Source organism: Modestobacter sp. VKM Ac-2985, assembly GCF_026967925.1.
GTDB lineage: Bacteria > Actinomycetota > Actinomycetes > Mycobacteriales > Geodermatophilaceae > Modestobacter.
The window spans coordinates 926,567-945,892 of record NZ_JAPVBI010000003.1; the positions used below are offsets into that span (position 1 = coordinate 926,567).

At 75.1% G+C, this 19,326-nt stretch carries 19 protein-coding genes; 11 read left to right on the forward strand and 8 right to left on the reverse strand.

Annotated elements, in window-relative coordinates:
* The first annotated feature begins 40 nt into the window (after positions 1–40).
* The gene (locus O2V61_RS20390) at positions 41–928 is read left to right on the forward strand and encodes an oxidoreductase (protein WP_269185092.1); all 888 of its coding nucleotides are present in this window, start codon (positions 41–43) and stop codon (positions 926–928) included.
* Here the strand turns inward: O2V61_RS20390 and O2V61_RS20395 are convergent.
* Positions 891–2,045 carry an MFS transporter gene (locus tag O2V61_RS20395; RefSeq protein WP_269185093.1) on the reverse strand — a complete coding sequence of 385 codons (1,155 nt, stop codon included), beginning with the start codon at positions 2,043–2,045 and terminating at the stop codon, positions 891–893. The two genes, O2V61_RS20390 and O2V61_RS20395, sit on opposite strands and share 38 nt — an antisense overlap.
* Before the next feature lie 45 nt (positions 2,046–2,090).
* Here O2V61_RS20395 and O2V61_RS20400 point away from each other — a divergent pair, with 45 nt between their 5' ends.
* The 4 genes from O2V61_RS20400 (at position 2,091) to O2V61_RS20415 (ending at position 4,834) form a co-directional block, all read left to right on the forward strand.
* Positions 2,091–2,693, forward strand: coding sequence for a TetR/AcrR family transcriptional regulator (locus O2V61_RS20400; protein ID WP_269185094.1), 603 nt, complete (start codon positions 2,091–2,093; stop codon positions 2,691–2,693).
* Positions 2,694–2,791: 98 nt separating this feature from the next.
* Complete coding sequence (locus O2V61_RS20405) at positions 2,792–3,769, forward strand: YihY/virulence factor BrkB family protein (RefSeq protein ID WP_269185095.1); 978 nt, start codon at positions 2,792–2,794, stop codon at positions 3,767–3,769.
* A gap of 170 nt (positions 3,770–3,939) precedes the next feature.
* A complete protein-coding gene (locus O2V61_RS20410) occupies positions 3,940–4,425 on the forward strand; it encodes an Hsp20/alpha crystallin family protein (protein WP_269185096.1) in 486 nt (161 codons plus the stop codon).
* Between the two features lie 64 nt (positions 4,426–4,489).
* The gene (locus tag O2V61_RS20415; protein ID WP_269185097.1) at positions 4,490–4,834 is read left to right on the forward strand and encodes a helix-turn-helix domain-containing protein; all 345 of its coding nucleotides are present in this window, start codon (positions 4,490–4,492) and stop codon (positions 4,832–4,834) included.
* 10 nt (positions 4,835–4,844) lie between these two features.
* On the opposite strand, the gene O2V61_RS20420 is transcribed toward O2V61_RS20415, so the two are convergent.
* The 3 genes from O2V61_RS20420 to O2V61_RS20430 are packed head-to-tail and all read right to left on the reverse strand — an operon-like array spanning position 4,845 to position 7,124.
* A complete protein-coding gene (locus tag O2V61_RS20420) occupies positions 4,845–5,783 on the reverse strand; it encodes a quinone oxidoreductase family protein (protein WP_269185098.1) in 939 nt (312 codons plus the stop codon).
* A 40-nt stretch (positions 5,784–5,823) separates the two neighbouring features.
* Positions 5,824–6,762: a M56 family metallopeptidase gene (locus O2V61_RS20425; protein WP_269185099.1), complete on the reverse strand. Its 939-nt coding sequence runs from the start codon at positions 6,760–6,762 to the stop codon at positions 5,824–5,826.
* Between the two features lie 2 nt (positions 6,763–6,764).
* Entirely contained in the window at positions 6,765–7,124 is a 360-nt protein-coding gene (locus tag O2V61_RS20430; protein WP_269185100.1) for a BlaI/MecI/CopY family transcriptional regulator, read from the reverse strand.
* A 156-nt stretch (positions 7,125–7,280) separates the two neighbouring features.
* On the opposite strand from O2V61_RS20430, the gene O2V61_RS20435 reads away from it, so the two are divergent.
* From O2V61_RS20435 to O2V61_RS20455, 5 genes are read left to right on the forward strand one after another with little or no spacing between them, the layout of a single operon-like run.
* Entirely contained in the window at positions 7,281–8,846 is a 1,566-nt protein-coding gene (locus tag O2V61_RS20435) for a cytochrome ubiquinol oxidase subunit I (protein WP_269185101.1), read from the forward strand.
* A gap of 30 nt (positions 8,847–8,876) precedes the next feature.
* Positions 8,877–9,902: a cytochrome d ubiquinol oxidase subunit II gene (gene cydB, locus O2V61_RS20440; protein ID WP_269185102.1), complete on the forward strand. Its 1,026-nt coding sequence runs from the start codon at positions 8,877–8,879 to the stop codon at positions 9,900–9,902.
* On the forward strand, positions 9,899–13,342 hold the full coding sequence (gene cydC, locus O2V61_RS20445; protein ID WP_269185103.1) for a thiol reductant ABC exporter subunit CydC: 3,444 nt from the start codon (positions 9,899–9,901) through the stop codon (positions 13,340–13,342). The genes cydB and cydC overlap by 4 nt, the downstream gene beginning before the upstream one ends.
* A 38-nt stretch (positions 13,343–13,380) precedes the next feature.
* Entirely contained in the window at positions 13,381–14,121 is a 741-nt protein-coding gene (locus O2V61_RS20450; RefSeq protein ID WP_269185104.1) for a GAF domain-containing protein, read from the forward strand.
* Positions 14,122–14,151: 30 nt separating this feature from the next.
* Entirely contained in the window at positions 14,152–14,526 is a 375-nt protein-coding gene (locus O2V61_RS20455) for a DUF1801 domain-containing protein (RefSeq protein WP_269185105.1), read from the forward strand.
* A gap of 7 nt (positions 14,527–14,533) precedes the next feature.
* Here the strand turns inward: O2V61_RS20455 and O2V61_RS20460 are convergent, their stop codons facing one another.
* Entirely contained in the window at positions 14,534–15,208 is a 675-nt protein-coding gene (locus O2V61_RS20460) for a hypothetical protein (protein WP_269185106.1), read from the reverse strand.
* Between the two features lie 19 nt (positions 15,209–15,227).
* On the opposite strand from O2V61_RS20460, the gene O2V61_RS20465 reads away from it, so the two are divergent.
* Positions 15,228–15,497 (forward strand): hypothetical protein, encoded by a 270-nt coding sequence (locus O2V61_RS20465; protein ID WP_269185107.1) that lies wholly within the window; start codon positions 15,228–15,230, stop codon positions 15,495–15,497.
* Positions 15,498–15,609: 112 nt separating this feature from the next.
* Here the strand turns inward: O2V61_RS20465 and eutC are convergent, their stop codons facing one another.
* From eutC to eat, 3 genes are read right to left on the reverse strand one after another with little or no spacing between them, the layout of a single operon-like run.
* Positions 15,610–16,386, reverse strand: coding sequence for an ethanolamine ammonia-lyase subunit EutC (gene eutC / locus O2V61_RS20470; protein ID WP_269185108.1), 777 nt, complete (start codon positions 16,384–16,386; stop codon positions 15,610–15,612).
* Complete coding sequence (locus tag O2V61_RS20475) at positions 16,383–17,795, reverse strand: ethanolamine ammonia-lyase subunit EutB (protein ID WP_269185109.1); 1,413 nt, start codon at positions 17,793–17,795, stop codon at positions 16,383–16,385. Before O2V61_RS20475 ends, eutC begins: the two co-directional genes overlap by 4 nt.
* Complete coding sequence (gene eat / locus O2V61_RS20480; RefSeq protein WP_269185110.1) at positions 17,792–19,255, reverse strand: ethanolamine permease; 1,464 nt, start codon at positions 19,253–19,255, stop codon at positions 17,792–17,794. The genes O2V61_RS20475 and eat overlap by 4 nt, the downstream gene beginning before the upstream one ends.
* Positions 19,256–19,326: the final 71 nt, after the last annotated feature.

A 19,326-nucleotide genomic window follows, 5' to 3' on the forward strand; every position in this document is an offset into this window, starting at 1 on the left:
GCGCCCTGCCGGCCGGGGAGGCGCTGCCTACAGTCGGGACATGGCCTCCTGGAACACCGCCGACATCCCCGCGCAGACCGGCCGCACCGTCGTCGTGACCGGCGCGAACAGCGGCCTCGGGCTGGAGACCGCACGTGCCCTGGCCGTGGCCGGGGCGCGGGTCGTGCTGGCCGTGCGGGACACCACCCGCGGCACGGAGGCTGCTGCTGACCTCCCGGGTGAGGTGGAGGTGCGCCGGCTCGACCTGGCCGACCTGGCGTCGGTGCACGAGTTCGCCGAGGGGTGGACCGGCGACCTCGACGTCCTGGTCAACAACGCCGGGATCATGCAGGTGCCGGCCGGGCGCACCGCCGACGGCTTCGAGCTGCAGTTCGGCACCAACCACCTCGGCCACGTCGCGCTGACCTGCCTGCTGCTGCCGCACGTGACCGACCGGGTGGTCACCGTCTCCTCGATGCTGCACCGGTCCGGGGAGATCGTGCTCGACGACCTGAACTGGGAGCGCCGGCCCTACTCGGCCACCGGGGCCTACGCGCAGTCCAAGCTGGCGAACCTGCTGTTCACCCTGGAGCTGCAGCGGCGGCTCACCGCGGCCGGCTCGACGGTGCGTGCGCTGGCGGCCCATCCGGGCTGGGCGGCCACCAACCTACAGGGCCGCACGGGCAACCGGGTGAAGGACGCCGCGATGGCGGTGGCCAACCGCGCCCTGGCCACCAGCGCCCAGCAGGGCGCGCTGCCCACGCTGTTCGCCGCCGTCGCCGACGTGCCCGGCGGGAGCTTCGCCGGGCCGGACGGCACCACCATGCGCGGCGCGCCGACCTTGGCCGGCCGCAGCACCGCGGCCTCGGACCCGGTGCTGGCCGGGCGGCTCTGGGCCGCCTCCGCCGAGCTCACCGGCGTGGACTTCCCGACGCAGTCGGCCGCCTGAGCACCGCCGGTTCCGCGGCCGGCGCCGCCGCGAGGACGAGGACCGCAGCCACCACGAACGCCGTCCGGGTGCTCATCGCGTCCGCGACCGCGCCGAGGACCAGGGCGCCGGCAGCCTGGCCCACGGTGAGGCCGATGAAGAGCGCCGCCGCGGCCTGCGGCGCTGCAGCAGGCAGCCGGTGAGCACCCCAGACGATGAGCACGCCGCTGAGCGCGACGAATGCGGCACCGAACCCGGCCAGCGCCAGCGCCACGACGGCGGGTGAACCGGGCAGCGCGGCGAGAGCCAGGGTGGCCGCCGCGGCGGTCCCGGCCGAGCACGCCCACGCCCGGCGCAGCCCGACCCGCAGCACCAGGTCGCCGCTGAGCCCACCGATCAGGCCGGCACCGCCGAGCACGCACCAGAGCAGCCCGGTGGTACCGGCGGACAGCCCGCCGTCGACGGTCATCAGGTCCCGCCCGAACGTCCACACGGCGGCGCAGCCCGCGCCTGCCAGTGCGGCGGCGACCAGGGGCCGGACGAGGTCGCGCAGCGGCGCCTCGGGGCGGGTCTCCGGAACGGTGGGCCAGCGGCTGGCCCGGTCGGCCCACGCGGTGACCAGGACGGCGACCAGGGCGAACCCGGCCCACGCCGCCCGCCACGCGTCCGGCACGGCGAGCACGAGCAGCCCGCCGACGACGACCCCGGCGCCGGTGCCGCTGTTGACCAGGGCCTGTGCCCGCGGTGCGGCGTCCGGCCGCACGGTGGCCGCCACGGCAGCGACCAGCGCCGGGGTCGCTGCACCCGCCCCGCTGCCGGCCACGAGCGCACCGACCGCCAGCACGGGGACCGACCAGGCGGCGGCCACCAGCAGTGACCCGAGCGCGGCCGTGGTCCCCGCCAGCCACAGCGCCGACCGCCCGCGCGCCTGCCCGGCCAGCCGCTGGCCGAGGAAGGCGGCGAGGCAGTAGGCGACGTAGCTCGCTGCGGCGATGACGCCGGCGGTCCCCGGGGAGAGCCCGAACGCCGCGCGGAACTGCGGCAGGTAGAGGCCGAAGCCGTAGCGGGCCAGCCCGTAGGTGACGGCGATGACGGCCAGGCCGGGCACCACCAGGGCGGCCGGTCGGGTGGGCGACACTGACTGAAACGATCGTTTCATCATAACGAGCGTTACAGTAGGCCCATGACCCCGCGCTCCGCGACCCGACCCGCCCGCGACCGGCTGCTCGCCGCCGCCGGCGAGCTGTTCTACGAGTCCGGCATCGCCGCGACCGGGGTCGACGCGGTCCTGGCTCGCGCCCAGGTGGCCCCGGCGACGATGTACGCGCACTTCGCCGGCAAGGACGGGCTGGTGGCGGCCTATCTGGAGCAGCGGTTCGAGGTGTGGCAGCGAACCTGGGACGAGGTGCTCGCCGAGCTAACCGACCCGGTCGACCGGCTGCTGTCGCTCTTCGACGCCGTGGCCCGGTACCGGGAACGGGAGGGCAGCCGCCGTGGCTGCGGGTTCCTCGCGGCGGCCACCGAACTACCGCCGGACCACCCGGGCCAGCCGTGGCTGCGGGCCGACTCCCGGTTGCTGACCGACCGGCTGCGGGAGCTCGCCGTCGCCGCCGGCCTGGCCGACCCGGACGAGGCCACCACCACCCTGCTGCTCTGCTACGACGGCGCACTGGCCCGCTCGGCTCGGGAGTGGACCACCCCCGAGCTGCACGCCGGCGACCCGGTGCAGCGGGCACGCGACCTGGCCACCGCCTGGCTCGCCCAGCAAGGCCACGCCGCTCACTGAGCCCCGCGCGGCATCACGGCCGACGGTGACGACCGGGCGCGCCGCCGTCCTCAGCCCCACGTGCTGCGGCGGCCCGGGTGCCGTGATGCACTGCCGCCGTGTCCGTCGTGGAGAAGCTCGACCGGCTGCAGCGCCGGCGCCGCGCGGCCGGGTTCCCCATCGCCGTCGTCTACAAGTACGTGGACGACTCCGGCCCGTACCTCTCCGCACTGATCACCTACTACGCCTTCGTCTCGCTGTTCCCGCTGTTGCTGCTGTTCTCGACGATCCTGAGCAACGTCCTGGTCGGCAACCCCGAGCTGCAGCAGCAGCTGCTCGACTCCGCGGTGAGCCAGTTCCCCGTGGTCGGCCAACAGCTCGGTGAGCCGCGGGGCCTCAGCGGCGGCACCCTCGGGGTGGTCGTCGGCATCCTGGGCTCGCTGTACGGCGCCCTCGGGGTGGCCCAGGCGATCCAGTACGCGATGAACACCGCCTGGGCGGTGCCGCGCAACAGCCGGCCCAACCCGTTCCTCGCCCGGGGGCTGAGCCTGCTGCTGGTCGCCACCGCCGGGCTCGCCGTGATCGGCACGACCGCCCTGGCCACCTTCACCGCCGGCCACGCCGGCTCGATGGGCGGGGCGTCCCGGGTCCTGACCGTGCTCGGGTCGGTGCTGCTCAACGCCGCCGTCTTCGTGTTCGCCTTCCGGCTGGCCACCGCCCGACCCCTGACGATCCGCCAGGTGCTCCCGGGAGCGTTCCTCGCCGCCGTGCTGTGGCAGCTGCTGCAGACCTTCGGGGTCACCTACGTCAGCCGGGTCATGACCACGGCGAGCGCCACCAACGGCGTCTTCGCCCTGGTCCTCGGCCTGCTCGCGTTCCTGTACCTGGCCGCCGTGGTCGGCGTCCTGTGCGTGGAGATCAACGTCGTGCGGGTCAACCGACTCTGGCCGCGCGCCCTGCTCACCCCGTTCACCGACGACGTCGACCTCACCCCCGGCGACCGGCGGAGCTACACCGGCATGGCCAAGGCCCAGCGGACCAAGGGCTTCGAGACGGTGCACGTCACCTTCGACCCACCCGACCGCACGAAGGACTGAACCGGCTCCGACCCACGGCCGGAGAAGTCTCTAGCCGTCGCTGGAACTTCGTGCGTCGAGGGTGTTTACTCCAACGCGCGGCCGAGGTAATCTCCAGTTGCCGCTGGAGGTTCACCAGAGGCGGCGACACCAGAACATCGGACCTGCACGACATCCGGAGGTATGCAGCCATGATGCTGACTTCCTACGACCCCTTCGCCGCGACGTCCGCCGCCTTCCGCGCGCTGGACCAGCTGACCGGCCGATCCGGTACCACCACCGCCCGGCCACTGGCCGGCATGCCGATGGACGCCTACCGGGTGGGCGACAACTTCGTGGCCCACTTCGACCTGCCCGGCGTCGACCCCGGCTCGATCGACCTGTCGGTCGAGGGCACCACGCTGACCATCAGCGCCGAGCGGTCGGTGCCGCAGATCGAGAACGCGCAGTGGCAGGTCGCCGAGCGCCCGTTCGGCAGCTACACCCGGCAGCTGGTGCTGGGCCGCAGCCTGGACACCGACCGGCTCGAGGCGAGCTACCACGACGGCGTGCTCACCGTGAGCATCCCGGTCGCCGAGAAGGCCAAGGCCCGCAGGATCGAGGTCACCCGGGCGGACACCCAGGCCGCGGTGGAGTCGCACACGATCGAGGGCGAGCAGCCCGCCGTCGAGAGCTGACCGCCAGTCCGGGAGGGGCGGGACCAGCCGGTCCCGCCCCTCCCGTCGTCTTCCCGGAGGACCCATGAGCGCCGACCCGTTGCAGCCGCTGGACGACCCGGACCACCCGGTGCTCACCATGAGCCAGGCCGCCGACCTGCTCGGCGTCCAGGCCGCCTTCCTGCGCAGCCTGGACTCCTCCGGGGTGCTGCACCCACACCGCTCCCCCGGCGGGCACCGTCGCTACTCCCGACACCAGCTCCAGCTGGCCGCCCGGGTGCGGGTGCTGCTGGACGACGGCCACCTGCTCGGCTCGGCCCAGGTCATCGTCCAGCTCCAGGACGACCTGGCCGAGGCCGTCGCCGACGCCGAGCACGCCCGCGACGAACGCGACGCCGTCCGCGAGGAGCTCCGCGACCGGAGCCGGTGACCGGGCCGGGTCAGGGCTCCAGCACCAGCTTGCGGTGGGCGAAGGAGGTCTGCCGCGCCCAGGCCGCGGCCACGTCGGCCAGTGGTGCGCGCTCGACCTCCACGGCGATCCGCCCGTCGGCGGCGTGCCCGGTGAGCTCGTCCCAGCCCCGGGCTACGACGTCCGGCGGCACGTGCCGGGTCGTGTAGCCGAGCAGGTCGACCATCGCCTCCCGGAAGCCGCCCGCGACCACCTCCGCCGACGGGCCCGCTGAGTGGCCGATCTGCACGTGCCGCATGCCCATCCGGGCCGCCCCCATCGCCGCCACCGCCGGCTGACCCCAGACCGGGTCGATGGTCACGTCGACCCCGCCGTCGGCCGCCACCCTGATCCGCTCCGTCATCGCGGCGACGGACTCGTCGCCGGCGAGCTCGACGGTGGCGTCGGCGCCCAGGCCGGCCAGCCGTCGCAGTGACGCGCCATCCCGGGCCACGGCGACCACCCGGCCGGCGCCGAGCACCTTCGCCGCCTGGACGGCGATCGTGCCCAGCACCCCGCTGGCGCCCAGCACCAGCACCGTCTCCCCCGGCTGCAGCCGGGCCCGCCACTGCAACGGCAGCCACGCCGCCAGCCCGGCGATGCCCAGGGCGACCGCGAGCCCGTCGTCGAGCCCGTCGGGCACGTCGAACAGCGAGTCGGCCGGCACCAACGTGCGCTGCGCCATCGAGCCGAACGGCGCCACGCAGCCGTTGAAGTAGACCCGCCGCCCCTCGACCGTGCCGACCCCCTCCCGCCCGGCGACCGAGGGGAACGGCGGCTTGGTCACGAAGGCGCCGGCGGCGATGGCGACGTCGACCGGGTTGACCCCGGCGACCCGGACGTCCACGACCACCTGCCCCGGGCCGGCGACCGGCTCGTCGAACGAGGCGAAGGTGGGGGTGCCGGGCTCGGTGAGCACTGCTGCGTCCATGCCCCGACGCTAGGGGAGCAGGCGATCGCGCGCTCCGCGCCTACACCACCGCGGGGAGCAGCAGCAGCAACGTGGGCAGGAAGATCAGGGCGACCGCGCTCGCCAGCGCCGCCCAGCGGGCCCGGGCGGGCAGCGGGTCCGGTGCGGCGAGCAGCCGGCGGACCCGGACCGCGACCGGTCCCCCGGTGACGGCGAGCGCCCCGTCGGGCACCTGGCCACCCGCCCCGCCGGCGGCGGCCACGATCGCGACGGCGAGGGTGCGCCGCGGGTCCGGCCCGGACAGCGACCGGAGGGCGACGTCGTCGGCGCGCATCTCCACCAGGTCGCGGACGCCGTCGTGCGCCCGGTCCGCCGCCGGCAGCACCGGCAGCGCCGCCCGCCAGGCGACGAAGGGCAGCAGCAGGAGGTGGTGGTGCTCGCGCAGGTGCGCCCGCTCGTGCGCGACGACGGCGTCCAGCTGCGCGCCGTCCAGCTCGGCCACCATCCCGGAGGAGAGCACCAGCAGCGGGCGGGCGCCGGGGATGCAGAAGGCCACCGGCGCGGGGTGGTCGAGCAGCAACGTCTCCCCCTGCGCCGGGGTGTCGCTCGGGCGGACCAGCAGTTCCAGCAGCGCGCGGTGCCGCCGCCGGGTGCGGGCGGTCCGGACGCCGGAGAGCGCGAGCACCCCCAGCAGCTCCAGGGCCAGCACCGCGGCGAGGGTCTGGGCGACCCAGTGGTCACCGCGGACCGGCTCGGCGCTGTCCTGCCAGGTCACCCAGTGCCACCACGCCTCGGGCAGCGAGTGCCCCCACGGCGCGAGGCCGTGCACCAGCAGGGCCCCGATGATCGACAGGCCGCCGGCCAGGCCGACCGCCTGCCAGCAGACCAGCGCCGCCAGCGGGTCGCGCCGCGGCCAGCGCGCCCGGGCGAGCGCCGCCGGCACCGGCCAGGCCAGGAGTGCGGCGAGGACGCCGAGGGCCAGTGCGGTGGCCGGGAGCACGCTCAGCGAGCGCCGGCGGCGTCCGAGCCGGCCCCGTCCCCGCCGGCCAGCAGTGCCCGCAGCATCGCGGCATCCTCGGCGTCGACGCTGCCGACGAAGCGGGCGAGCGCCGCCTGCCGGTCCCCCGCCTGGCCGAGCACCTCGTGCATCAGCTCGGCCGCGTGCGCCTCGCGCGTGGCCCGGGGGGTGAAGCGCCGGGGGCGCCGCTCGTCGTGGACGAGGAACCCCTTCTGCTCCAGCCGGCTGAGCACGGTGTGCACGGTGGTCAGCGCGAGCCCGCGGTCGGCGAGCTGCTGCTGGAGCTCGGTCGCGCTCACCGGACCGGGCGCCGCCCAGAGCCGGTCCATGAGTGTGCGCTCCAACTCACCGAGTGAGGCCATTGGTCCCTCCCCTGTCCGGCGTCTCACACCCGATGGTCACTGCGGGTCGTGGACGAGAAGTTCTACGAAGCGTAGAAATGAGTTCTACAACAGGTAGAAGACTACGCGCCGATCGCACGAGGCAGGGAGGCAACAGCCGTGGACGTCCTGGACGTAGCGCGCTGGCAGTTCGGGATCACCACCGTCTACCACTTCATGATGGTCCCGCTGACCATCGGGCTCGGCATCCTGCTCGTGGTCATGCACACGATGTGGGTGCGCACCGGCAACCCCGAGTGGCTGCGGATGACCCGCTTCTGGGGCCGCATCTACCTGATCAACTTCGTCCTCGGCGTGGCCACCGGCCTGGTCCAGGAGTTCCAGTTCGGGCTGGCGTGGAGCGAGTACAGCCGCTTCGTGGGCGACGTCTTCGGGTCACTGCTCGCGCTGGAGGCGCTGCTCGCCTTCTTCCTCGAGTCGACCTTCCTCGGCCTGTGGATCTTCGGCTGGGGCCGGATCCCGAAGAAGGTGCACCTCGCCGCGCTCTGGGCCGCGGTGATCGGCTCGATCGTCAGCGCGTACTTCATCATCGCGGCCAACTCCTGGATGCAGCACCCGGTGGGGGTCGTGACCGACGACGCCACCGGCCGGCCGGAGCAGGTCGACTTCCTCGCCGTGCTGACCAACAACACCGCGCTCGCCGCGTTCAGCCACGCCATCGTGGGCGCCCTGATGGTCGCCGCCGCCCTGCTCGTGGGCATCGGCCTGTGGCACCTGCGCAAGCGCCGGCTGGCCGGTCTCTCCCCCGAGGACGTCGACCACGCGGTGTGGCGGCGCTCGGTGCGGATCGGCGGCTGGGCCTCGCTCATCGCCTTCGTGCTGGTGGCGGTCACCGGTGACTACCAGGCCAAGCTGATGTACCAGCAGCAGCCGCTGAAGATGTCCTCGGCCGAGGCGCTCTGCGAGAGCGAGGCGCCGGCGCCGTTCTCGGTCTTCGCCTTCGGCAAGCTGGGCAGCAACGAGTGCGACGACGTCCACTCCTGGACCGTGCCGGCGCTGCTCTCCTTCCTGGCCCACGGCGACTTCTCCAGCGAGGTGCCCGGGGTCAACGAGCTGCAGGAGGAGTACGCGGCGGCCTACGGGGCGACCTACCCCGACGACCCGTCCTTCGGCGACAAGGCCGGCGAGCCGATCGACTACGCCCCGCTGCTCGCGGTCACCTACTGGAACTTCCGGCTGATGATCGGCATGGGCATGGTCTCCGCCGGCGTCGGGGCCTACGCCCTGTGGGCGACCCGCCGGGGCAGGGTGCCGACGTCCCGGATCGGCGTCTACGGCTCCCTGCTCGCGGTCGGTGCGCCGTTCGTCGCCAACGCGTCGGGCTGGATCTTCACCGAGATGGGCCGCCAGCCCTTCGTGGTGTACCCGAACCCCGACGTGCCGCGCGAGGACCAGGTCTACTTCTTCACCGCCCAGGCGGTCTCGCCCGGGATCAGCGCGGCCGAGGTCTGGACGTCGCTGATCGCCCTGACCGTGGTCTACGGCGCCCTGGCCGTGGTGGAGCTGTGGCTGATCGTCAACTTCGTCCGCCGCGGGGTGACCACCAGCGACGGCTCCCCGACCCCCGGACACACCCCCGACGGCGACCCGGACGCCGACGTCACGCCGGGCAGCGCGAGCACCCGGCGACCGGACGACGACGACGTCCTGTCCTTCGCGTACTGACCGGCCCCGAGACCCGAGAGAGACCCTGACATGGACCTGCAGACCGTCTGGTTCGTCGCCGTCGCCGTGCTCTGGACCGGCTTCCTGCTGCTGGAGGGCTTCGACTTCGGCGTCGCCGCCCTGCTGCCGGTGATCGGCCGCAAGCCCGCCGACCGGCACCTGATGCTCCGGTCGATCGGCCCGCTCTGGGACGGCAACGAGGTGTGGCTGATCACCGCGGTCGGCGCGGTCTTCGCCGCCTTCCCCGGCTGGTACGCCACCTGGCTGCCCGCGCTGTACCTGCCGTTCGTGCTGGTGCTCTTCGGCCTGATCATCCGGGCCGTCGCCTTCGAGTGGCGGCACTCGCACCACACCGCGCAGTGGGACAGCACCTGGACCAACGTGATCACCACCGGCTCGCTGATCGCCGCCCTCGGCATCGGCGCGGCGCTGGGCGGCACCACGCTGGGCCTGCCGGTCGACGGCGACGGGGTGCGGGTCGGCGGTGCCTTCGCCGGGGTGACCTGGTCGGCGCTGCTGGGCGGGATCGCCGTCCTCGGCTACTCGATGGTGCACGGCGCCGTCTTCCTGGCGTTGAAGACGGAAGGCCCGGTGCGGCTGGCCGCCCGCGCCTTCGCCCGGCGCTGGTCGCCGGTCGCCGCGCTGCCGCTGCTGGCGTGGGCCGGGCTGGTGCACCTGCGCGAGGGGACGACCGTGACCGCGCTGCTGTGGCTGGTCGCCGCGCTCGCCGTGCTGGTCACGTGGGTGAGCACCCGACTGGACCGCGAGGGGCCGGCGTTCACCGCCTGGGCGGTGGTCATGCTCGCCTCGGCGGCGACCATCTTCGGCGCCGTCCACCCGGTGGTCGTGGTCTCCTCGATCGACCCGGCCTTCGACGTCACCCTGGCCGAGGCGTCGGTGAGCGACTACACGCTGACCGTGATGACCTGGGTCGCCGGCTTCGGGCTGCCCGTGGTGCTCGGCTACCAGGCCTGGACCTACTGGGTGTTCCGCAAGCGGCTGACCGCCGACCCGGAGACCCCGCACACCGCCGCCGGCGAGCCGGTGAACGCGTGACCGAGAACCCTTCCGGGGCAGAAATGGCCATTTCTGCCCCGGTGCGGGGGCGGGGGCCGCTGGGGGCGCTCGCGGGGGTGCCGGGGCTGACCGGGGCGCTGGTGCGGGCCGGGATCGCCGCGCTCGGGCAGACCCTGGGCGTCGTCCTGCTCGCCGCCGGGCTCGCCCGCGCCGTGGCGGACGTCGCCGACGGCGTCACGCCGGGGACGTCGTTGCTCGTGGCGCTGCTCGGCGTCGGGATCCGCGCGGCCGCCGGCGGGCTGGGCAGCGCACTCGCCACCCGGGACGCCCGGCGAGCCGAGGACACGCTGCGCCGCCGGCTGCTGGACCGGTTGCTGGCCGGAGAGGGCGAGGCGGTCACCGCCGCCGGCGGCAGCGGGCCGGCCGCGGTGCTGGCCACGACCCGGCTGCACGACCTCGGTCCGGCGCTGGCCACCTACCTGCCGGCGCTCGCCCAGACGGTCGTCGTCCCGCCGGTGCTGCTGGTGGTGCTGGGGCTGACCGACTGGCTCTCCGCGCTCCTGGTGGCGCTCACCCTGCCGCTGGTGCCGCTGTTCATGGCGCTGGTCGGGCTGCACACCCGGGATCGGACCGTCGATGCCGCCCGGGCGCTGGACCGGATCGCCGGGCACGTCGCCGAGCTGGTCCGCGGCCTGCCGGTGCTGGTCGGGCTGGGCCGGGCAGCCGACCAGCTGTCCGCACTGGCCGACCTCGGGGAGACCCACCGCCGGCGCACCCTGGCCACCCTGCGGATCGCCTTCCTCTCCTCGCTGGTGCTCGAGGTGCTCGCCACCCTGTCCGTGGCGCTGGTCGCGGTGACCGTCGGCGTGCGGCTGGTCAACGGGGACATGGGCCTGGACGTCGGCCTGCTCGCCCTGCTGCTCGCCCCTGAGGCGTTCGCGCCGCTGCGGGCGCTGGGCTCGGCCCACCACGCGTCCGAGGACGCCGCCGAGGCCGCCGCTGCCGCACGTGCGGTGCTCGCCGCCCCCGCCCCCCGGCCGGTGCTGAGCGCGACCCCGGCCGGCCAGTTGCGCGGGGTCACCGTCGACGGGCTCACCGTCGCGTTCGCCGGCCGCGGACGACCCGCCGTCGACGGCGCCTCCTTCGAGGTGGCACCGGGGGAACTGGTGGCCCTGCGCGGGCCGAGCGGATCGGGCAAGTCCACCGTGCTCGCCGTCCTGGCCGGGCAGCTCCTCGACGGGGCGACCGCTCAGGTCGACGGGGTGGTGCTGCGGCCAGAGGACGTCGCCGTCGTCCCACAGTTCCCGCACACCGTCGCCGACACCGTGCTCGACGAGCTGCGCCGGCACGCCGGTGACGCGCCGGTCGAGTCGGCCACCGACCTCGCCGACACCGCACTGGCCTGGCTGGACGCCGGGCACCTGCGCGAGCGCGCCTGCCGCACGCTCTCCCCCGGCGAGCTGCAGCGGGTCGCGCTGGCCCGGGCACTGGTCCGGGTGCAGCGGGGAGCGCGGGTGCTGCTGCTCGACGAGCCGACGGCGTCACTGGACGCGGCGAGCACCGCCCGGGTCGCCGAGCTGCTGGTGCGGCTGCGCGGCTCGCTGTGCACGGTGCTGGTCACCCACTCCCCGGCGCTGGCCGCGCTCGCCGACCACACCGTCGACCTCGCCGGCACCGACGCACTGCCGCCGCTCACCAGCACCCCGGCGCCCGAGCGCACCGGCACCCTCAGCGACGCCGGTCCCGCGCTCCCCCCGATCACCGAGCCCGGGGCTGTCCGCGACCCGGACGCCGGGCCGGCGGGCTGGAGCTGGCCACGACGGGCGGTGGTGAAGGCGGTCGCCGCGGGAGCCGCCTCCGGTGCGTCGGCGGTGGCGCTGACCGCGGTCTCGGGCTGGCTGATCGTCCGGGCCGCCGAGCAGCCGCCGATCCTCACCCTGCTGGTGGCCACCGCCGGCGTCCGCGGCTTCGGGCTGGCCCGTGCGGTGTTCCGCTGGCTGGAGCGGCTGGCCGGCCACGATGCCGCCTTCCGGCTGGCGTCGCGCACCCGGCTGCGGGTGTGGCGCGCCCTGGTCGCGCAGGGCCCGGCCGCCGACCGCACCCCCGGCCGCGCCCTGGCCCGGGTCGTCGGGGACGTCGGCCTGCTGCAGGACCTCTCCGTGCGGGTGGTCACCCCGCCGCTGGTCTCCGCGGTCGTGCTGGTCGGGACGACGGCGGTGCTGGCGCTGCTCGACCCGCAGGCCGGCGCGCTGGTGGCCGGGCTCGTCGGGATCGCGGTGCTGGGGGTGCTCGGCGTGCACCGCTGGGCCGACCGGCGCGGCGCCCGGCACGCCGCCGAGCTGCGCACGGTCACCCTCCGGGAGACCAGCGCGACGCTCGAGGCCGCCGGCGACCTGCGCGCGCACGGGCTCACCGGCGCTGCGGTGGACCGGCTCGACGCGCTGGGCCGCCGGCAGGGCCGCGCGGCCCAGGCCGGCGCCACGGCCACCGCGCTGGGCGACGCACTCGCGGTGCTGGCCACCGGCGCCGCCGCCGTCGGCGCGCTGGCCGTCGCTGCGGTGAGCGTCCGCGCCGGGGAGCTCTCCGCACCCACCGCGGCGATCCTGGCACTGGCGCCGCTGGCGCTGCTCGAACCGTTGACCGCGCTGGGCGCCGCGCAGCGCCACCGACTGGCCTGGCACGACGCGCGGGCCCGGATCGACGCCGTGCTCGCCGAGCCGGTGGCCGCCGACCCCGCACCGGCCGACCGGATGAGCCCGCCGCGACCGGTGCGCGAGCTGGCGCTGGAGCACCTGACCGCCGGCTGGCCCGGACGTCCGGGGGTGCTGCGCGACCTGGACGTCGTCGCGACCGCCGGGTCCGGTTGGCTCGTCGTCACCGGCCCGTCGGGCTCGGGCAAGTCGACGCTGCTGTCGGTCCTGATGGCCTCGCTGCGTCCAGCGGCCGGCGAGTACGTCCTCGGCGACGGGCGCCGCCCGGTGCCCGCCGACCGGCTGACCCGGGCCGACGTGCAGGCCGCCATCGCCTGGTGCCCGCAGGACGCGCACGTCTTCGACGCGACGCTGCGGGCCAACCTCGCGCTGGCCCGCCCCCGCGGTGAGCTCACCGGCGAGGACGGCGAGGCCGCGATGCACCAAGCCCTCACCGACGCCGGGCTCGGCGCGCTGCTGGCCGGCCTCCCGACCGGGCTGGACACCCCGGTGGGCGCCGGCGGCACCTCGCTGTCCGGTGGCGAGCGGCGGCGGTTGGCGGTGGCCCGGGCGCTGCTGGCCGACCGCGACGTCGTGCTGCTGGACGAACCGACCGCCCACCTGGACCCGCCGACGGCCGCCGCCCTGATGGCCGACCTGCGCCGGGCCCTGGCCGGCCGGCTCGTCGTCTGCGTGACCCATGACCCGGCGCTGACCGGGGAGCGCGACACCCTCCTGCACCTGGACGGGGCCCTCCCCGGGCAGGTCCCGGCACCGGCGCGCCGCTGACCGGTTTGCCGCCGCCGCGGCCGCGGCACGTCTGGGGCATGACCCTGGCCCAGCGGTTCGCCGCCGCGGTCGCCGCAGAGGTGGCCGCGGCGGCGGACGACGACGGTCACCTGCTCCCCGATCAGCTGGCCCGGGCCACCGTCCGGGTGCTGGCGGTGGACGGCGCCGGCCTCAGCGTGCTGACCGGCACCCACGGTCGCTGCCCGCTGGGCGCCAGCTCACCGGAGGCCGCCCGCGCCGAGCGGCTGCAGTTCACGGTGGGCACCGGCCCGTGCCTGCTCGCCCACGCCTCCGGCCAGCCGGTGTTCGCCGCCGAGGACGACCTGCACCGGCGGTGGCCCACCTTCGCCGACCTGCTGGTGGCCACCACGCCGTACCGCGGCGTCGTCTCCCTGCCCGTCCCCGGCGCGCTGGCCGGCGCGGGTGCGCTGGACCTCTTCCTCGTCGACCCTGACGACGTCGTGCGCCTGGACGTGTTCGACGCCCTCGGCATCGGTCACCTGGTGTCCGGCGCGCTCAGCGACGCCGTGGTGTGGTCGCCGCGGGCGGAGGGCGATGGCCCGGGCTGGTTGCACAGCCCGGCCGCGGTGCGCCGGGCCGCGGTCTGGCGGGCGGTCGGGGCGCTCAGCGTCTCGCTGGACGCCGACGCCGACGCCGCGCTGGCCGTGCTGCGGGCGCACGCCTGGGTGACCGGCCGCTCGGTCGACTCCGTCGCGGCGGACCTGGTGAGCGGCCGGCTGGTGACCGCCGACGTCCTCGGGCGGCCCGGCGGACCCTGACCGGGCGCACCGATGAGGCACGCTGGGCACATGGCGCAGCCGACGGTCGAGGAGTTCCTCGCCACCCTGGACCACCCACGCGCCGACGACGTCCGCCGGCTGCGTGCGGCGATCATGGACTCGGACGCCGAGCTCACCGAGCACGTGAAGTGGCGGGCGCCGAGCTTCTGCGCCCGGGGCGTCGACCGGGTGACCTTCCGGCTGTTCCCCGCCGACCACCTGCAGCTGGTCTTCCACCGCGGCGCGAAGCCCGAGGAGACCGCGGGCTTCGCGTTCGGTGACGACACCGGGCTGCTGCGCTGGGCCGACACCGACCGCGCCGTGCTGACGCTGGGCGACTCCGCCGACGTCGCCGCCAAGCAGAGGGCGATCGTGGCGCTCGTGGAGCGCTGGGTGAGGGGCTGAGCCGACCTCAGTCGCAGGGCGGCCCCTCCGGCACGTCGACCTGGATCTCCGGGCCCAGCTCGGCGTCGACCAGCGGCAGGTCGTCGCCGGACCAGAAGCTGCCCGGGTCGTAGGCGTTGAGCGGCCGGTTCTTCGGCAGCAGGCCCATCGCCGTGTAGGTGGTGGCGACCAGCTCGGCGCAGAAGACCGTGTCGTTCGTCTGGTGCCGGCGCAGCTTGCCGTTGACCCAGCCGTGCGCCAGGTGCCGGGTGGTGGGGAACGGCTTGCCGTCGAGCCGGGCGATGGTGCGCAGCACGGCGTCCTCCATCTCCCGCGTCACCCCGCCGTCGTCGGACGGGCCGACCAGCTGGCGCAGCCACGCCTGCTGGCCGTACCGCTTCTTCCAGACGCAGACCGCGTCCGAGAGGTCGTGCAGCTGGACCCCGCGCTGATGCCGGCCCGACCACACGTCGGCCAGGGAGTGACCCAGCTCGGCGTGCCAGAGCAGCGGGGGGAGGTCCTCGATGACGACGGCCATGCCGACGTGGTTGACCGGGGCGTTGGTGGCCGCCCGGATGGCCCGGTCGGCCAGCGAACGGCCCCGGAAGACCCAGACGTCGCCGGTCCGGGTGAGCTCGACGGCGTCGTGCAACGGCAGGACGCGGGCGGACGAGGTGCGGGACACAGCGCGGGAGTGAGCCACACCACTACCGTATCGGCTCATGCGCCTCTCGAAGCTGCTCGGAGTCGCCGGGATCGTCGGCGTTGCCGCGACCGGCACCGTCCTGCTCCGCCACGAACGCCACCGCCGGGCCTACACGCCGGAGGAGGTGCGCGCCCGGCTGCAGGGCCGGGTGGCCGACGTCGCGATCGCCGACGCCGACCCCGACCTGGCCCCCGACTGGCCGGCCGAGGTCGAACGGCCCCAGCGCCACCCGATGGAGGCGCTGCTGTCCTCGGTGATGAAGATCGGTCCGCTCCGCCGCATCTGACGGGCCCCCTCTCCCCCACCCTCCGGTGGGCCCGGGAGAGAGGGCCACCGGGCGCGCGCCGACGCTCGAGCTCTGGTGCACCCGTGCAGCCAGAGCTCGAGCATCGGCGCGGTCACCCGGCCCCCGGCGGGAGACTCGTCCCCTCGTCCTTCAGGACGACGCCGGAGGCCCCCAGCTGGCGGGAGGCCTGCAGCAGCGCGGCCAGGGTGTCGGCGGCCTGGGCGTAGCCGAGGCCGTGCGGCGGGCGGACGTTGGAGATGCAGTTGCGCTCGGAGTCCGCCCGCCCGGGCCGCGGCCCGTGGGTCAGGTACAGGCCGAGGCTGTCCGCGGAGCTCAGCCCCGGTCGCTCCCCCACCAGGACGACGACGATCCCCGCCCCCAGCGCCTCCCCCACCGGGTCGCCGAGGGCCACCCGCGCCTGGTGCGCGAGGACCAGCGGGGCGACCGACCACCCGGGCAGCCGGTCCAGCACCGCCGCCACCGTGCCGGCCGCGTGCTCGTGCACGGCCCGCGGGGACAGCCCGTCGGCCAGTACCAGCGCCAGGTCGTACGCGCCGCCGGGCAGCTCGGTGTCCGGGGCGAGCCGCCGGCCCAGGTCCGGGCGCTGCAGGTAGGTGGCCCGGTCGGGTGCCTGGCTGTGCACCTCCAGCACGTCGAGTCCGACCCCGGCCCCGGTCAGCGCCGTCCGCACCCGGTCGGCGTCCAGCGCGGTGTGCACCGCGTCGCGGGCGGCCGCGTGCGCCGCGCGGAACTCCAGCTCCCGCGAGGTCGGCAGCCCGTCCCCGGCCCGGCCGAGCGCCACCCGCGCCCGGGTCGCGTCCCGCAACACCGCCCACGGATCACCCCCCGGGGCAGAAATGGCCATTTCTGCCCCGTCCCGGTCGGTCATGGGCGGGCGGCGGCGAGGAGTGCGCGGGCGGCGGGCGCCTCCGGGGTCAGCTCGCGGACGTGGCCGTCGTCGTCGAGCAGGTCCATCATCGCCAGCCACGCCTCGAACTCCGGCGCCGGCCGCAGGTCGAGCACCGACCGGGCGGTGAGCACGTCGGTGAACGACAGCGACTGGTAGTGCAGCATCACGTCGTCCGAGCCCGGGACGGCGATGACGAACGCGCAGCCCGCCGCCCCCAGCAGCAGGGTGAGGACGTCGGTGTCGTCGCCGTCGACGTCGGTGTGGTTGGTGTAGCAGACGTCCACGCCCATCGGCAGGCCGAGCAGCTTGCCGCAGAAGTGGTCCTCCAGCCCGGCCCTGATCACCTGCTTGCCGTCGTACAGGTACTCCGGGCCGATGAACCCGACGACGGTGTTGACCAGCAGCGGGTCGAAGTGCCGGGCCACCCCGTAGGCGCGGCACTCCAGCGTCTGCTGGTCGACCGGGCCGTCGACCCCGTGGTGCGCGTCGGCCGAGAGCGCCGAGCCCTGCCCGGTCTCGAAGTAGGTGACGTTGCTGCCCACCGTGCCCCGGCCCAGCTCCAGCGCCCCGGCGCGGGCCTCGGTGAGCTGGTCCAGCGTGATCCCGAAGCCGCGGTTGCCCGCCTGGGTGCCGGCGACGGAGGCGAAGACCAGGTCGACCGGCGCACCGGCCTCCATCGCCCGCAGCGTGGTGGTCACGTGCGCCAGCACGCAGGACTGGGTGGGGATCTCGTAGCGGCTGATCACCGCGTCGACCAGCTCCAGCAGCGCGATCGTCTGCGCCGGGGAGTCGGTGGCCGGGTTGATCCCGATCACGGCGTCCCCGCTGCCGTGCAACAGCCCGTCGAGGATCGACGCGGTCACCCCGACGGCGTCGTCGGTGGGGTGGTTGGGCTGCAGCCGGGAGGCGAGCCGGCCGGGCAGGCCGAGGGTGCTGCGCAGCCCGGTGACCACCCGGGTCCGCCGGGCCACGGCGACCAGGTCGGCGTTGCGCATCACCTTGGAGACGGCGGCGACCATCTCCGGCGTCAGCCCGCGGGCCAGGCCGGAGATCGCCGCCTCGTCCCGCTCGGCGGCCCGGGCCAGCAGCCAGTCGCGGAACTCCCCCACGGTGAGCGACGCGACCGGGGTGAAGGCGGCCGGGTCGTGGGTGTCCAGGATCAGCCGGGTCACGTCGTCCTCGTCGTAGCCGACCACCGGCTCGGTGAGGAAGGTGGCCAGCGGGACGTCGGCGAGCACGTGCTGGGCGGCGACCCGCTGGGCCTGCGACTCCGCGGCGACCCCGGCCAGGACGTCCCCCGAACGCGCCGGGGTGGCCTTGGCCAGGACGTCGGTGAGCGAGCGGAACTCGTGGGTGTGCCCGCCCAGCGTCGTCCGGCGGACGGTCATCGCACGTCCTCCTCGGCGGCGGCCAGCAGCGCGAACTCCTCCTCCGGGGCGGAGGCGACCAGGTGGTGGCGGCTGTAGAGGGCGAAGTACGCGAGGAACGCCAGGAACGCCCCGAGGGTCCAGAGCGCGGCGGTCCGGTCGACGAGGAAGGTGGCGATCACCGCGGCGGCCGCGAGCACCAGGGCCACGCCGGTGGTGACCGTGCCCCCGGGCGTGCGGTACGGCCGGGCCAGCTCCGGCTCGCGCCGGCGCAGCACGATGTGGCTGACCATCATCAGCACGTAGGAGACGGTGGCCCCGAAGACGGCCATGTTCAGCAGCATGGCGCCCTGCCCGGTCAGCGAGAGCGCGAAGCCGATGGCGCCGGGCACCAGCAGGGCCAGCGTCGGCGCCTTGCGGGAGTTGGTCACCGAGAGCGCCCGCGGCAGGTACCCGGCGCGGGAGAGCGCGAAGGTCTGCCGGGAGTAGGCGTAGATGATCGAGAAGAAGCTGGCGACCAGGCCGACCAGCCCGGCGTAGTTGATCACCGTGGTGAGCCCGCTGGACGCCCCGGCGACCTCGAGCGCCTCCACCGGCGGGTTGCCGCTGACCGACATCGTCTGCGCACCACCGGCGCCCGCGGTGAAGACCAGCATCAGCACCGCCAGGACCAGCAGCAGGCCCATCGCGGCGACGATCCCCCGGGGCATGCTCCGAGCCGGGTCCTTGGCCTCCTCCGACGCCAGCGGCACGCACTCGACCGCGAGGAAGAACCAGATGGCGAACGGGAACGCCGCCCAGACGCCCAGCACGCCGAACGGCAGGAACTCCGAGGCGCCGGCGGCGTCGGTGGGCGCGATGTCGGTCAGGTTGGCCGCGTCGAAGGCGGGGACGGCACCGAACAGGTAGAGCACCAGGCCGGCGACGGCGACCGCAGCGATCACCAGCATCACCTTCAGCGCCTCACCGACACCGAGCAGGTGGATGCCGATGAACAGGCCGTAGGCCGCGAGGTACACCCACCAGCCGTCGGTGATGCCGAACAGGCCGAGCGACTCGACGTAGGCGCCGATGAACGTGGCGATCGCCGCCGGGGCGATCGCGTACTCGATCAGCACGGCGACGCCGGTCGCGTAGCCACCCCAGGGGCCCAGGGCCCGGCGGGCGAAGGTGTAGCCGCCCCCGGCGGTCGGCAGCGCCGATCCCAGCTCGGCCAGGCCGAAGACCATCGCCGAGTACATGACCGCCATCAGGACGACGGCGATCAGCAGCCCGCCGAACCCGCCCTGCTCCAACCCGAAGTTCCAGCCGGCGTAGTCACCGGAGATGACCGCGGCGACGCCGAGTCCGGCGAGCAGCACCCAGCCGGCGGTGCCGCCGCGGAGCTGCCGCTTCTCCAGGTAGCCGGCGCCGACCGCCTCCGCCTCGACCCCCCGCCCCGGTCCGTGTGGTGCGCGCGCGGGTGCGGGTTCGACGGTCATCTGCAGGCCTCCGGCTCATGGCCCCCGCATCAGGCGGAGGCATCAGGCGGGGGCCAGCGTGTTCCCCTCGC

What these genes read in the sequence shown, in the direction of transcription:
- O2V61_RS20390 (WP_269185092.1), top strand. Translation starts at nt 41, where the DNA reads ATGGCCTCCTGGAACACCGCCGACATCCCCGCGCAGACCGGCCGCACC.
- O2V61_RS20400 (WP_269185094.1), top strand. Translation starts at nt 2,091, where the DNA reads ATGACCCCGCGCTCCGCGACCCGACCCGCCCGCGACCGGCTGCTCGCC.
- O2V61_RS20410 (WP_269185096.1), top strand. Translation starts at nt 3,940, where the DNA reads ATGATGCTGACTTCCTACGACCCCTTCGCCGCGACGTCCGCCGCCTTC.
- O2V61_RS20415 (WP_269185097.1), top strand. Translation starts at nt 4,490, where the DNA reads ATGAGCGCCGACCCGTTGCAGCCGCTGGACGACCCGGACCACCCGGTG.
- O2V61_RS20420 (WP_269185098.1), bottom strand. Translation starts at nt 5,783, where the DNA reads ATGGACGCAGCAGTGCTCACCGAGCCCGGCACCCCCACCTTCGCCTCG.
- cydB (WP_269185102.1), top strand. Translation starts at nt 8,877, where the DNA reads ATGGACCTGCAGACCGTCTGGTTCGTCGCCGTCGCCGTGCTCTGGACC.
- O2V61_RS20450 (WP_269185104.1), top strand. Translation starts at nt 13,381, where the DNA reads ATGACCCTGGCCCAGCGGTTCGCCGCCGCGGTCGCCGCAGAGGTGGCC.
- O2V61_RS20455 (WP_269185105.1), top strand. Translation starts at nt 14,152, where the DNA reads ATGGCGCAGCCGACGGTCGAGGAGTTCCTCGCCACCCTGGACCACCCA.
- O2V61_RS20465 (WP_269185107.1), top strand. Translation starts at nt 15,228, where the DNA reads ATGCGCCTCTCGAAGCTGCTCGGAGTCGCCGGGATCGTCGGCGTTGCC.
- eutC (WP_269185108.1), bottom strand. Translation starts at nt 16,386, where the DNA reads ATGACCGACCGGGACGGGGCAGAAATGGCCATTTCTGCCCCGGGGGGT.
- O2V61_RS20475 (WP_269185109.1), bottom strand. Translation starts at nt 17,795, where the DNA reads ATGACCGTCCGCCGGACGACGCTGGGCGGGCACACCCACGAGTTCCGC.
- eat (WP_269185110.1), bottom strand. Translation starts at nt 19,255, where the DNA reads ATGACCGTCGAACCCGCACCCGCGCGCGCACCACACGGACCGGGGCGG.